Here is a 13,774-nt window from a genome sequence, read left to right as displayed (position 1 = left end):
CTTCAGGACCTACAGATGCCTGGAAATCGCACTATATCATGCGCTTGGGCGGCTGCCTGTGCCGGAGGCTGCCCACAGATTTTACTGACGAGGCTAAATCTAAGGCACTTGGATTTAGTCAAGATCCCTTGCAAAGATACGGAAAAGGCTACCTATTGCCGGGTGTTTGGCCCGGGCTCCCGGAAGTATAAAGGTGTACCAGGGACACTAGACGTAATTTCTACATGGGGAGATTGGTATACTGTCCCCGGAACACGGGACAACTCGAGTATTACCCTTTGCTGATAAAACGCGATGCGAAAGTCCAAGCGAGTGCCGACGCACCCTATCTCGGTGCCGACTTGGCTCGGATCCTCCTGAACAAGGACCGGCAGCCCGAGTTGGCCTGCACCGAGGCGTGGACCAAGGCATTACTCAGGGAGCCTTCGTTTGGGCAGGACGAATCGCTCGGCCCCCAGGCCCGTTTCGAACGCACCTACCGATGGCTCGACATCATTCGCGAGCGCATCAATGAAGAGCTCGCAATTGGCCCTGACGAAATCGTGCGGGACCCACGTCGTCTGGTGTGCGTCACCGGCCTGCTTTCCATTCTCGACGGCGCGGCCTGGGCGGTGGCGAATATCCATTATCTGCTTGCGCTTCGCACGGTACTGGAGGCCGCGGACCGCTCCCCCGCGGTGAAGGCGGTGGCGGACGAGATGTTGAAGGGGCGGACTGTGGGGTGTTTCGTGCTCGGAGAGTTGTCGACGGGCACCAATGCGATCGCAATCGAAACCGAGGCCCGATACGAGCCGCAGACCAGGGAATTTGTCCTCAATACGCCAACGGCCGGTAGCTTGAAGTGGATGCCCAATAGCTGGTTCCAGCGGGAACGAAAGGTAGCCGTCCTGTTTGCGCGGCTTGTAACAAAGGGTGAAGACGAAGGGGTCTTTCCATTTTTGGTACCACTCGATTCTCCGGGAGTCGAAGCACGATGGATTGGAGTGGAGCCTACGGTCAACCTGGATAACTCGTGCACCTGGTTACGTGATGTGCGCATCCCGAAAGACTATTTGCTTGTCGATTCAGAGATCGAACTCACGGACGAAGGAGAGTTTCGATGCACCGAGCCGAGCCGGCGCAGACGCCTTTTGCGTTCGATCGACCGACTTTCCTTCGCGCGCTTGAGTGGCAGCCTGACGTGCATCACTGCCGCTCAAGCCGTGGTTTTCCTTGCGGTAAACGGTGCGCGCGAAAAGCGGGTTTTTTCTCCTGGCTCACCTGGTGTCTCCGCCCGGGACTGCAGCAATTTTTACCTTCCCCTGGTCGACGCGGTGGCCACGATGTACGCGCTACGCTTGCGCTACAACTCGATCGTCAATGGGTGTTCCCCGAAGCCTTCGGAAGAGCGCGAGCAATTCATGGCCCGAGAGGCTTCGATCCTGAAGGCCTTCGTTTCATTATCGACTTTCGAAGTCATCGGAATATGCCGACAGCGAACCGGTTCGCACGGAATGTTCGGGGCAAACCGAATACTCGAAAACCTCATTGGCAACCACGCGATCTTTACCGCGGAAGGTGAGAGCGATGTGTTGCTTTTGAAGGTGGGAAGCGACCTCGTGCGCGGAATCGACTACAAACCTCCAGCGCGCGCCCGCCCGGGCGCCCGATCGCGTCTGTTGTCCTGGCTTTGCCGTCGGGAGCTTGCGGTGAGACGGAGCCTGCGCGTTCGCATGTTTTTGGCGCAACGGCGTCGCCCCCTGACGGAAGTCTGGAAAGAGAACACGGACGAGTTGATGCGGCTCGGGAGGATTCACGCCGAACGGCTCGTGGCAGAGTCGCTGGAGTCGGCGGCGCGTGAAGCGCAGGCAAAAGGCGGCGAAGCCGGTGGAATCTTGCACCTCTTGTCGCAAATCTACACTTCGGGCCTGGTGCTCAGGGATGGTGCCTGGTTCGGTGGCCGGCCCTGGGCGTCGCGCAGAGTACTGCGTGGGCTTGCGCGTGCGCGTCTTGCGTCGGCTCAGGCGCTGGCGCCACGGCTCGATGAGTTGGTCGAAGCGTTTGAAATCGACAACGCGATAATGCGGGCTCCAATCGGAGAATCCAAGCCGCTCAGCGAGCTTTCGAAGCTGCTCGACGGAGGCATTCCGAAGGGGCATTCAGTAATGCAAAGCTACCACGAATCACGACATTGGGGGATGCGGCGGTGTCCTGCAACCGAGACCGGGTCTGAAGCGGTATCGGTTACCCCCGAGGGAGACTGATAAACTGTAGTAGTTCAGACTTAGTATCAATGCCAATTCGGAAATAAATCGTTATCGAGTCAACAGCGGGACAATAGCAGGCAGTAGTTCACCTGCCATGGCTTCGTGCTGTTGCCCAGTCGGATGCGCATCGCAGGTGTCCCCGGAGTGATGTTGGGAGAGAACCTGATGGACGCGGGCGTCCGCTGTGCGCTTAACCGTATCGGAAATATAGCTGCGCAGGACGCTCCGCTGCGGCTTGGCCGGGTCGGCTGCGTCATTGACGATGGCGCCCTCGGTAAGTGCAATCTCAGCGTCGGGATAGAGCGATAGCAAACGTTCGACAAATTCCACGTAGGTCGATACGAATTCGCTCCGTTCCGGTAACGGCCCTATATCGAGGTTAAAATCGTTGGTGCCGAGGGAAATCAGGATAACGTCCGGCACGAAAGCGGATAGATCTGCAGCCGGCCCGTTATTAATGGGTATATCCAGTTCAAAAAACTGGGGCGCCTGCAACTCGTCGGTGTTGCCATTCCAACTGCGGATCAAGCCGCGGCCGCCGTAGCACACCAACTGGGTCTCTGCGCCCATAGCTCTGCCGAGCAGCATGCCGTAGGAGTGATCGGAGTCGGATTGGCGCGGGCTGGTGTCGCATTGGTAATCGGCTGGCTGGTGGACGCCCTCACCGCAGGTGACTGAGTCGCCGATTACAAGGAGTTTGCGCTCCGGCGCTGCTGGCGGGGAGAGAAACTCACCCTGGGCAAGGGTGAATTTTTCTACCGTGACGATACCGCGCCAGGCTTCCGACAGGTGACTGAGCCGTACTGTGTGGGGCTTACCATCGCTTTCCACCAGGGAATATTGCTTCGGCGTCCGGGTCAATGTGAAGCGGCGCGGTGGTCTGTCGTCCACCGTTACAGCCATGTAGCTGCCGTCTTTGCTGCTGGAGGCGGTAACGCTGAGATCTCCCCTCGAAATAGCGAGGTTGGCGCTGACGCTTGGGTAGCCAAAACGCGTGCTGCCATTTTCCAGTACCGCAAAGCGGCCGCTCCAGCGGATATTGTCGCTGCTGGCGTCGACGGTTTTTAGCGAAGCATCGCCGGAGGCCCCGGCACACTCGGACAGCGAGGCCAGAGCCCATAACAGGTATACGGGTATCGCTTTCACATCGGGCTCCTTACTTCTTCAAAAGGCGGGACAGTACCGGGCTCAACTGTTCGGCCCAGAGTTCGTAGCCGCGCTCGGTGGGGTGCAGATAGTCGGCCATAATGCTCTTGCTGATTCGACCATCGTCTTGCAAAAAAACCGGGCCGAAATCGTAATAATCAACGCGCGGATTGTCCGCCAGAGTCTTGATCAATTTGTTGGTGGCTTCTACCCGCTCGCGCTCAGGGGTGCCCGCCTTTTCCCCATAGGGGAAGATACCGTGCAGAACGATATGGGCGTTGGGGTAGCCTTGCAGAGCCCGATCAACCACGGCTTGAACACCGGCAAAGGTATCCCGGGCACTGGCGTCGTTGTGCAGGAAGTTGTTCACGCCGATCAGAATAACCACAACATCGGGATTGAGCTTGTCGATTGCCCCGTGGTCCAGACGCCACAACAGGTTTTGCGTGAGATCGCCGCCGATCCCAAAATTGGCGGCTTGAAAGGGTGCGAACTCGCGATCCCAGACAGACTGGGCGTGGTCCCACATATCGGTGATGGAGTCCCCCAGAAATATCACCCGGGCACGGCTCTGTTCGGCGACCCTGACGTCGTCAGAGTGCTTCTGGTACCAGGTGGACAGGCTCATCCAGGGAAACTGTTTGGTACGCGGTACCGGCTGGGTGGAAATTGGGGCTGCGGCGGTGGCGTAACCGGTTACACACAACATCAAGAAAGTAAGCACAAAAATCCAGGGTTTCATCGCTGCTATTGCCTTTGCTAATGATTAGTAAAACTTGTGGTTGGTAAGATCAGGCGAAGTCATCGATGTCCGGGCCCCTTCGGGACCGAAGTGCCGGGAAAACTTCGTCTGTTGACCAGAGTTTCCGCCAGACGCAGGCCTGCGTTTATGATTTCGGCCGGGAAACAAGAATTACCCCGTGTAACCTGCTCTGTCAATTACACAAAGGTATAAAGCGGGCTCCTACCGCTCACCAAACAACGTCATGGCCGCAATCAGCACCAGCCACAGCAGCAGAAAGAACCACTGTATAAACTGGCCGCCCTTTTCGCTTGCGGCTCTCTTGCCGGACACACTCTTCTCTTTTACCTTCTGGTAGTCAAAAGTATGCCGGGTGAGTTCCTCTCCCTGATAGACCACGGCTTCCCGCGCCCCGGCCCCCAGCGCCATTTCCTGGAAAGCGAGAATTTCTACATCAGTCAGCCCCCCCTCGGTCTTTTCCATGGGCTGCAATACCACGGTGGGCGAAGCTGGAATCAGTGTGTCTCCTGACAGCTCTCTGAAGATATGTTGAAAAAGCTGTTCGCCGGCGGCGAAGTCGCGGATAAGCGAGCGGGGGTGGGAAAAGGGGTTCACCACTTCAATATTCTTTCCGGATGCGGACGAAGCGCGGCTGCCCACGGCAGCGACGGTCCGCCGCTCCTTTTTCTCCTCCAGTGCCAGCTGAGGAACCTGGTCGTAAATCCTGCCGCTGCCGATATCCGTGACCCGGATGCGCTTTTCCCATATCTGCACGTACAGGATGGTTCCCGGTTTTTTGTTAACGAGATTTTTGAGCACCTGACATTTCCTGTTCAGCCGGCCCGCCGCTCAGCTCCTGTCAATACAATTGACTTCGAGCCCTGTACCCGCCGGATCCTCGAAGAAAAGCTGCGTCACGCCGGTGTCCGGCACATGGGTTTTCCTGTAGGAAACACCCAGAAGCTCCAGCCCCTCCACTACCGCAGCCAGGTCTTCGGTTTGAAACGCCACATGGTCCAGGTATCCCCGCCATTCGCCCCCGTAATGCATTTTACTTTCCGTCAAATGCACCAGTGGCCGGTCGCCCGAATACAGCCAGAAGCCTGGACGGGAAAAGCTGGGCCGGTAGCCTTCCTGCAGATTGAGCACCGTGCAGTAAAAATACTTGACCTCGCGCAACAGATCCTTCGGTGCGCTGATATTGATGTGGTCTATATTCATTTTCGGGCTCCCTCTCCGCTTCATTAAGCCGGTCGGTAACTACTCTCCCCTCTCCCGCTTGCGGGGGAGAGGCCGGGGGAGGGGACGCTGACCGGCTCCCCCTCTCCCTAACCCTCTCCCCAAAGGGGAGAGGGGACTGTCGGGGTGAGTAGTTAGCCCGGCCGCAAAACTCGCCGGGTTGATAACGCTATTCAGACAATATTTTCCCGCTTGAGCTCTGCGATCTCGGCCTCGCTTCTGCCCAACCACTTCCGCAATACTTCCTCCGTATGCTCCCCCAGAACCGGCGGTGCCTGTTCGTATTCGAGTTCGGTCTCGGAAAATATCACCGGGTTGCGCACAGTTTTCACCGCGCCCGCTTGCGGATGCGGCTGTTCGAGCACCATTCCCCTGGCCTGTACCTGGGGGTCGGCAAAGACCTGGTCCAGGTCATTGATGGGGCCGCAGGGTACATGGGCGTCGCTGAGTTTCTCCAGCCACCAGACGGCTTCCTGCCGGCGGGTGGCCTCTTCGATCAGTGGGACCAGCTGTTCCCGGGCCAAGACCCGCGCGGCATTGGTGGCGTAGGCGGGCTGTTCCGCCAGTTCGTCGAGGCCGGCAATATGGCAGAATCGTTTGAACTGGTCGTCGTTGCCCACCGCAAGCATAAAATAGCCGTCTTTCGCCGGTACCGCCTGGTAGGGCACGATATTCGGGTGACCGGTGCCCTGGCGCTCGGGGCTTTTGTCGGAGGTGAGATAGTTCTGTCCTTGGTTGGCGAGCCAGGCCACCTGGGTATCCAGCAGCGCCAGGTCGATATACTGGCCGGCACCGGTCTGCTGGCGGTGAATTACCGCGGCGAGAACGGCGGAGACCGCGTACATTCCGGTCATCAGGTCCGCCACCGCCACTCCCACTTTTTGCGGGCCGGCGCCGGGCTCTCCCTCGGGCACTCCGGTGATGCTCATCAGGCCGCCCATACCCTGAATCATGGCGTCGTAGCCGGCGCGGTTTCTGTAGGGCCCCGTCTGGCCGAAACCGGTGATGGAGCAGTAGATAACCCCCGGGTTAACGGACCTGATGGACTCGTAATCCAACCCGTATTTTTTCAGCCCGCCAACTTTGTAGTTTTCCAACAGGATGTCGCAGCGCTCCGCCAGCTGTTTGATCAGCGCTTGGCCCTCTTCCCGGGTGATATCAACAGTCACGGACTTTTTGCCGCGGTTGGCGCTCAGGTAATAGGCCGCCTCCGAGGTATCTGCGCCCTGTGCATCTTTGAGGTAGGGAGGCCCCCAGTGACGGGTATCGTCCCCGCGACCGGGGCGCTCGATTTTGATGACCTCGGCACCAAAATCGGCGAATACCTGGCTGGCCCAGGGGCCCGCCAGAATGCGGCTGAGATCTAGAACCTTCAGATGTGCGAGTGGACCTGCCATAACTTCCTCTTTATTTGCCCTCTCCCCTGCCTTCTTCCACTAACTGGTGGAAGAGGGAATCTGCGCAGCCTATCAAATTCGGCACATTTGCGCCCGGCTTGGATGGAGCCAGGGATACCGATAGACTGGCCCGGATTATTATAAGAACCGGGAGCACAGCCATGGCTACCGCACAACCGAGAAAATTTGAATCCTTCCGCGACTTCTATCCCTTTTACCTGGAGGAGCACCGCAACCTCACCTGTCGCCGCCTGCATTTTGCCGGTACCGGCCTGGTGATCCTGCTGCTGGCGGTTGCACTGTTCAGCGGCAACCTGTGGTACCTCGTTGCGGTACCTTTTGCCGGCTACGGGTTTGCCTGGGTTGGACATTTCTTTTTTGAGCACAACCGGCCGGCCACTTTCAAAAATCCTTTCTACAGTCTGTGGGGGGATTTTGTGATGTTCAGGGATATGCTGCTGGGCAGAATCGATCGCTGACTCGGGACTCGGAAAAAGAATGCCGGAGCTTGATGCGAAGACCCTGATACCGGGAGCCGTTCGAGAGACGATTGCCGATGAGGCTGTTGAACGAACGGCTACCGGTAGCAGGGCCGCCCAGACCTCTGCTTAGTGTCACAGGGGTGAGTAGTTGCCCTGCCAACCCTTAACTTGGTGCCATTGAGGTTCGGCCCTACGTCAGTCCGTATTTACGCAACTTGTTGGCCACTGCGGTGTGAGAAATTCCCAGCCGCTTGGCCAGTTCCCGGGTCGAGGGCTGCCCGGCGGCCAGCTCGGTGAACAAGGCCCTCTCCATTTGCTCCATAATCTCCCGGTAGCTGAGGCCGCGGCTCCAGTCGCGCCAGGGCAGCTCGGCGCCCACCGCCAGATCCGGCAGGTCCTCCAGCTCTATCCGCCCGCGGCCGGCGGCCCGGCAGCGGCTGGCGGCGGCACTCAGGTAGTTTTTCAGGCCGCTGAAATTGTCCGGCCAGTCGTGGCTTCGCATGATCGGGAGGGCTTGGTCGCATAGCTGCAGCGGCTCCCCTCCCCGGCCCAGTTCCCGCAATATCGACGCCGCGAAACGCTCCAGAGCCGGACGCATGACCCTGAGCGGCGGAAGGCGCAGGGCCAGGGAGGAGAAGAACTGGGCCAGTGGTGCCGCCAGCCCATCGGTATTTGAGCAGGTGGCCACCGGGCGCAAATCCGCCGGCAGCGCCTTTAAACGACGTACCAGGGCCAACTGGGATTCTCCCGAGAGCAGCTGCAGGTCCTCCAGAATTACCGTGCCGACCCCGCGAAAGGGGTCCGGCAATTGCAGTTGGCCATCCCGGGGACCAAAGCGATAGCAGTCCCCCGCCGTTGGGGAGAGGTAATGCAGGGCCGTGGCAAAGGAACTCTTGCCGCTGCCGGGCTCGCCCGCGATCAGCACGGGGGCGCCGAGCCCGGCCAACTCCTGGAGCTGGAGACAACAGTCCCTGCGGCGGTCCCAGTCCCAGAGGGCTACCGGCTCAGGCAGTTCGGGGCTCGACAGTCCCGGCTCCCGGGGCTGTAATGTCAGCACCGCGCCGGCGAGGGACTCCACAGCCCCCGGGCTTTCCGCCAGGGCGATGGGCGACCACTCCATGCGGTAGGGCCTGCCGCGCACGGCGACCGGCAAGCCGTAGCGGGGTACGGCGAAATCCCGCAGCAGTTCCGCCACCTGCAAGAGAGGGAGGAAGCGCTGCAACTGCAGCCCGGGCACCCGATCCAGATTTACCCCAAAGGCCCGCGCCGCCGCCAGGTTGGCGGCGATCACCCGCCCCTCCCTGTCCACCGACAGAACCGGATCAGCCACATGCCGCAGCAGGGTATCCAGTTCGAAGTGGCGCCTTTCCGAAGGTATCAGTGCGATACGCCGCACCCGCTTGACGCCCGGCACTTTGAGCAGGGACTTTTCGATGGCCTGGTACTGGGTGGTGAGCATCTTGGGAGCCGAGAGATAGACTTTATCCCCGCTGTCTCCCCCCAGCTCTCCGGAAGTCACGTTTATCCGATATTCACCGAATATCTGCATAATTTCATGCAGGATACCCACGCGGTTGGCACAAGTTATTTCGACTCTCATCGCGGGCCTGTAAAGATAAATTTACAGAAAGTGTATCTCCGCTCCCCCAAATGCCACAAGATCGCCTCCCCGGATATCGCCGGCCCGAAGCCCGGTAACTAAAAATGGACAGGAGATAAGAACAACGGACAGCGCGGCAGCCTGATGAAGGCTATGCCGCCGGGAGCAGAGCATGAAGAAAGACGCCGAGAAGCCCAGCAAGTACGTGGCGCACAAGCCGGACGAACAGGGCTTTATTCACTACTCCGATATCGAACACGAGACCTGGCACCGGCTGATCGAGCGCCAGCTCAAGGTGGTTCCCGGCCGAGCCTGCAACGAATACCTGCACGGCCTCAAGCTGCTCGACCTGCCCCGCGACCGCGTCCCGCAATTGGAAGAAGTCAGCAGCGTGCTGCGCCGGGAAACCGGCTGGGAGGTGGCTCGGGTGCCGGCGCTGATCGGCTTCGAGACATTCTTCGGGCTGCTGGCGGACCGCAAGTTCCCGGTGGCTACGTTTATCCGGACCCCAGAGGAATTTGACTACCTGCAGGAGCCGGATATTTTCCACGAAATCTTCGGCCACTGCGCCATGCTCACCAATCCCGCCTTCGCCAACTTCACCGAAAAATACGGCCAGTTGGGCCTGGCGGCCACGCCCAAGGAGCGCGCCTACCTGGCCCGGCTCTACTGGTTCACCGTGGAGTTCGGCCTGCTGCACACCCGGGACGGCCTGCGCATTTACGGCGGCGGTATCCTGTCCTCACCGAAAGAGACCCTGTACGCCCTGGGCAATGAGCCCAAGCGCTACGACTTCGATGTGCTCGACGCCCTGCGCACCCCTTACCGGATCGATATCGTGCAGCCGGTTTACTACGTGCTGGACGACCTGCAGCAGCTGCAGGAACTCACCGAAATGGACCTGATGGCCAAGGTGCACCGGGCGATGGAAATGGGTCTCTTCGAACCGATGTTCCCCCCCAAGAATGCGGCCTGAAATTACCGTCCGGCGCGCGCCGGTATCCGATCCTGCGCCTTAAGACGATAATGCGCCGCAGGGGCGAGCCATGTGTTCGCCCAGCCGCCAATCGATCAGCCACTCAATACTTGAGGGAAATTCCACTACCGCCGCGGTCGTTCGGAGACTAACGTTATCTCCAAGGGTGTAGTGTGAGCCCAACCATCCCCCGAAACTCGGATATCTCCACTACACTCAAACCAACAGCGGTATTTTTTGCCAGTGATGGCGCCCAAATCATCGCCAATGGATACATGGCCCCGCATTTCTGGGAGCTTTGTAGAACTATGCCCTCACTTGACGCGATTGATCGACAACTTCTTGCCATCCTGCAATCAGATGTTAGCCTCTCCATCGAAGAGCTGGCCGAGCGCGTAGGGCTCACCAAGACTCCCTGCTGGCGCCGGGTGCAGAAGTTGGAAAAGAGCGGCATCATCCGCCGCAAAGTGGCGCTGCTGAACGCGGAAATCCTGGGCCTGCCGGTCTCGGTATTCGCCCAGGTGAAAACCGACCAGCACACCCCCGAATGGGCCGAAACCTTTGCCAGCCACATCGCGGAACAGCCGGAAGTGGTGGACTGCTATCGCATGGCCGGGGACTACGATTACCTGCTGCGGATCGTCGTCAGCGACATCGCCGCCTACGACCGTTTCTACAAGGAACTGATCCGCCACGTAGGCATCAGCGATATCGTGTCCAACTTTGCCATGGAGCAGATCAAGAGCACTACGGAACTGCCCATCCCGCCGCCTGAATAACGCCGTCGGAATAACGCCGTCGGAATAACGTAGGAGCGGCCGTTGGCCGCGATCAATTTTGGCTGCGTAGCGAGACCGATCGCGGCCAACGGCCGCTCCTACAGCGAAAAGAAGGCGAAACAGAATAATGACTTTTGTGAGATAGAGATGTCCTCCATTGAATCCCTGATGGCCCATATTCGCGACAGCGTGATCGGCGAGCGCCTGCCGCTGGCCACCCCCTTCGGCGTGCGCCCGCTGGTTTACGCCGACTACACCGCCTCCGGGCGCGGCCTGACCTTTATCGAGGACATTATCCGCAACCGTGTGCTGCCCTGGTACGCCAACACCCATACCGAGACCTCTGCCACCGGTCGCCAGACAACCGCCTTTCGCGAACAGGCGCGCGCGATGGTACGCAGGTCCGTAAACGCCGGGGCCGACCACGCGGTGATCTTCTGTGGCGCCGGTGCCACCGCCGCCATCAACCGGCTGGTGGACAGCCTGGGGCTGCGCGCCGATCACTATCAGCGCTTTGGTGCCGAGGCTACGAAAATCCCCCAGGCCCGGCGCCCGGTGGTGTTTATCGGCCCCTACGAACACCATTCCAACGACCTGCCCTGGCGGGAGTCCGTCGCCGACGTGGTGACCATTCCGCAGAACGTCGAGGGCGGCGTGGACCTACCCGCCCTGGAGGAGGCGCTGGACCTCTACAGCGCCCGCCCGCTGAAAATCGGCAGCTTCTCCGCCGCCTCCAATGTCACCGGCATCCGCACCGATGTGGAAGCAGTCACCCACCTGCTACACAAACACGGCGCCCTGTCGTTCTGGGATTACGCCGCGGCCGCCCCCTACGTGGCCATCGATGCGAATGGCGATGGCAGCGCAACCAGCAAGGACGCCCTGTTTATCTCCCCACACAAATTTGTCGGTGGCCCCGGCACTCCGGGCATCCTGGTGGTGAAAAAATCCCTGCTGCCACCGGAACAGCCGGCGATACCCGGCGGCGGCACCGTATCCTGGGTGGGACCGGACCGGCACACCTACCTGCCCGTCGGCGAACGCCGCGAGGAAGCCGGCACCCCGGCAATCGTGGAGTCGGTTCGCGCGGGCCTGGTATTCGAGCTCAAGGACGAGGTGGGCGCAGAGGAAATCGAGGCGCGCGAGGCCCGATGGCTGGACAGGGCCTTTGCGCGCTGGAAGCAGAACCCCGACATCGAAATTCTCGGCGGCACCGATCTGCCCCGGGTGGGCATCGTCTCCCTGCATATCCTGCGGGACGGCAAACCCCTGCATCACGGTTTCGTGGTGGCGCTGCTCAACGACCTCTTTGGCATCCAGGTGCGCGGCGGCTGCTCCTGCGCCGGCCCCTACGGCCACCAGCTGCTGCACCTGACCCCGGAGCAGAGCGAGGCGCTGGAACAGCTGGTGAGCGAAGGCGAGAGCATCCTCAAACCCGGCTGGGTGCGCCTGAACTTCAATTATTTCCTGAATGAGGAGACTGTGGACTACCTGATCGAGGCGATTGAAATCATTGCCGACCAGGGCCATCGGCTGCTGCCCTACTACCAGTACGATATGGAGGCCGGTGTCTGGCGTTACCAGGGCGAGGCCGGCGAGGCGCCGCTGCGCCTGGAACTGGATGCGGGCGCACTGGCTCCCACGCAAAAAGTTCAGACGCCCCTGCGGGACTATTTGCAGCAGGCGCTGGAAATCCTGCGGCAACCGAAGGGAAAGGAGTGCGAGCAGCCGATTCTGTCGCCCGAGGCAGAGAACCTGCGCTGGTTCAATCTGTAATGGCCCGGGCAGCGCAGCTCATGCAGCTTATTGTGGATGCTCTGTTTCAAATCAAGCTCTGGTCATACCGGCGCACGCCGGTATCCAGTCCAGTGGCACCCGGGTTCCGGCCAGCGCCGGAACGACGACAATGCGCCGAGTCCCGACAAAGTTATACTCACTGTTCCCGCAGCCGCATCTATGGATAATGGGGTAAAGGCCCACCCAGACAAGGATCTCCAGTGGAGGAAGCCGCTCTCTTTCAATCCTTTTTCCTGATCTTCAGCGGCGCGGCCATCGTGGCCTCGCTGGCACTCTTCGGGCGCCAGCCGCTGCTGGTGGCCTATATCGCCTTGGGGATAGCGCTCGGTCCCTCGGGGTTTGCGGTGATCGACAATGTGGAGCTGCTGGCGGAAATATCCAGTATCGGGATTATCTTCCTGCTGTTTTTGCTGGGCCTTGATATGCAGCCCCAGGCGCTGCTCTCGGTAATGCGCAAGGCCACCTTCGTGGGGCTGATCAGCAGCGCAATTTTCCTCGGCCTGGGTTACGGAATCGGACGGCTGTTCGGGTTTACCTCCATCGAGTGCTGGGTGATCGGCATGGCGCTGATGTTCTCCAGTACCATTATCGGCATCAAATTGCTGCCCACCACCGTGTTACACCATAAGCACCTGGGCGAATTGATGGTGGGGTTGCTGCTGTTCCAGGACTTCGTGGCCATCACTTGCCTGATGATACTGCTGGGCGGTGGCGCGGAAACATTAAGCCCCATGCAAATAGGCCTGTCTTTTGCCGCCCTGCCGCTGCTGGTGCTTATCGCCTGGGTGGTGGTGAAATTCCTGTTGCTACCGCTATTTACCCGCTTCGACCGCTTTCACGAGTATGTTTTTCTGCTCGCGGTGGGCTGGTGTATGGGCCTGGCGGAAACAGCGGAGATCCTCGGGCTGTCGCGGGAAATCGGTGCTTTTATCGCCGGCATCACCCTGGCCACCAGCCGTATATCACAATACATTGCCCTGAGTCTGAAGCCCTTGCGGGATTTCTTTTTGATTCTGTTTTTTTTCAGCCTTGGGGCCCAGTTCAAGCTGTCTGTACTGCCGGAAATCGCCCTGGCTGCCGTGGTCACCGCGGTAGCGGTACTGATCATCAAACCCGTGGTGTTCCGCTACCTGCTGGGCCGCCAGAGCGAACGCAAGGTGCTGGCCTGGGATATCGGTTTCCGTCTGGGACAGATCAGCGAATTCTCGCTGCTGATCGCCTTCCTGGCCGCGAGCCAGGAGCTGATTGGCAGCGCCGCATCCCATTTAATCCAGGCCACCGCGATACTCACCTTCCTGGTCTCCTCCTATATCGTGGTGCTGAATTTCCCCAACCCAATCGCGATCAAGGACCATTTGCGCAGGGATTAA

The 13,774-nt window shown here is 59.8% G+C and carries 12 protein-coding genes; 6 read left to right on the top strand and 6 right to left on the bottom strand.

Translation table 11 applies throughout. The annotated features are described in order from the left end of the window. The first annotated feature begins 278 nt into the window (after positions 1-278). Positions 279-2,243 carry an acyl-CoA dehydrogenase family protein gene (locus FHS09_RS15245; protein WP_183461431.1) on the top strand — a complete coding sequence of 655 codons (1,965 nt, stop codon included), beginning with the start codon at positions 279-281 and terminating at the stop codon, positions 2,241-2,243. Positions 2,244-2,294: 51 nt separating this feature from the next. On the opposite strand, the gene FHS09_RS15240 is transcribed toward FHS09_RS15245, so the two are convergent. The 5 genes from FHS09_RS15240 to FHS09_RS15220 all read right to left on the bottom strand — a co-directional run bounded on the left by FHS09_RS15240 (position 2,295) and on the right by FHS09_RS15220 (position 6,770). Continuing rightward, positions 2,295-3,392, bottom strand: coding sequence for a GDSL-type esterase/lipase family protein (locus FHS09_RS15240; protein WP_183461429.1), 1,098 nt, complete (start codon positions 3,390-3,392; stop codon positions 2,295-2,297). 10 nt (positions 3,393-3,402) lie between these two features. After that, positions 3,403-4,134: a GDSL-type esterase/lipase family protein gene (locus FHS09_RS15235; protein WP_183461427.1), complete on the bottom strand. Its 732-nt coding sequence runs from the start codon at positions 4,132-4,134 to the stop codon at positions 3,403-3,405. Positions 4,135-4,356: 222 nt separating this feature from the next. Continuing rightward, positions 4,357-4,953 (bottom strand): rod shape-determining protein, encoded by a 597-nt coding sequence (locus tag FHS09_RS15230; RefSeq protein ID WP_183461425.1) that lies wholly within the window; start codon positions 4,951-4,953, stop codon positions 4,357-4,359. 30 nt (positions 4,954-4,983) lie between these two features. Then, positions 4,984-5,355 (bottom strand): VOC family protein, encoded by a 372-nt coding sequence (locus FHS09_RS15225; RefSeq protein ID WP_183461423.1) that lies wholly within the window; start codon positions 5,353-5,355, stop codon positions 4,984-4,986. Positions 5,356-5,546: 191 nt separating this feature from the next. Continuing rightward, complete coding sequence (locus FHS09_RS15220; RefSeq protein ID WP_183461421.1) at positions 5,547-6,770, bottom strand: CaiB/BaiF CoA transferase family protein; 1,224 nt, start codon at positions 6,768-6,770, stop codon at positions 5,547-5,549. 161 nt (positions 6,771-6,931) lie between these two features. Here FHS09_RS15220 and FHS09_RS15215 point away from each other — a divergent pair, with 161 nt between their 5' ends. Continuing rightward, entirely contained in the window at positions 6,932-7,249 is a 318-nt protein-coding gene (locus FHS09_RS15215) for an Mpo1-like protein (RefSeq protein WP_183461418.1), read from the top strand. Positions 7,250-7,442: 193 nt separating this feature from the next. On the opposite strand, the gene FHS09_RS15210 is transcribed toward FHS09_RS15215, so the two are convergent. After that, positions 7,443-8,852 carry a TyrR/PhhR family helix-turn-helix DNA-binding protein gene (locus FHS09_RS15210; RefSeq protein ID WP_183461416.1) on the bottom strand — a complete coding sequence of 470 codons (1,410 nt, stop codon included), beginning with the start codon at positions 8,850-8,852 and terminating at the stop codon, positions 7,443-7,445. Positions 8,853-9,024: 172 nt separating this feature from the next. Here FHS09_RS15210 and phhA point away from each other — a divergent pair, with 172 nt between their 5' ends. The 4 genes from phhA (at position 9,025) to FHS09_RS15190 (ending at position 13,774) form a co-directional block, all read left to right on the top strand. After that, positions 9,025-9,828: a phenylalanine 4-monooxygenase gene (gene phhA / locus FHS09_RS15205; RefSeq protein WP_183461414.1), complete on the top strand. Its 804-nt coding sequence runs from the start codon at positions 9,025-9,027 to the stop codon at positions 9,826-9,828. A gap of 308 nt (positions 9,829-10,136) precedes the next feature. Then, complete coding sequence (locus FHS09_RS15200) at positions 10,137-10,607, top strand: Lrp/AsnC family transcriptional regulator (protein ID WP_183461412.1); 471 nt, start codon at positions 10,137-10,139, stop codon at positions 10,605-10,607. 42 nt (positions 10,608-10,649) lie between these two features. Next, on the top strand, positions 10,650-12,383 hold the full coding sequence (locus FHS09_RS15195) for an aminotransferase class V-fold PLP-dependent enzyme (protein WP_246395059.1): 1,734 nt from the start codon (positions 10,650-10,652) through the stop codon (positions 12,381-12,383). Between the two features lie 221 nt (positions 12,384-12,604). After that, complete coding sequence (locus tag FHS09_RS15190) at positions 12,605-13,774, top strand: cation:proton antiporter domain-containing protein (RefSeq protein ID WP_183461408.1); 1,170 nt, start codon at positions 12,605-12,607, stop codon at positions 13,772-13,774.

The organism is Microbulbifer rhizosphaerae, from assembly GCF_014191725.1.
GTDB lineage: Bacteria > Pseudomonadota > Gammaproteobacteria > Pseudomonadales > Cellvibrionaceae > Microbulbifer > Microbulbifer rhizosphaerae.
This window is presented reverse-complemented; position numbering and strand designations above follow the sequence as displayed.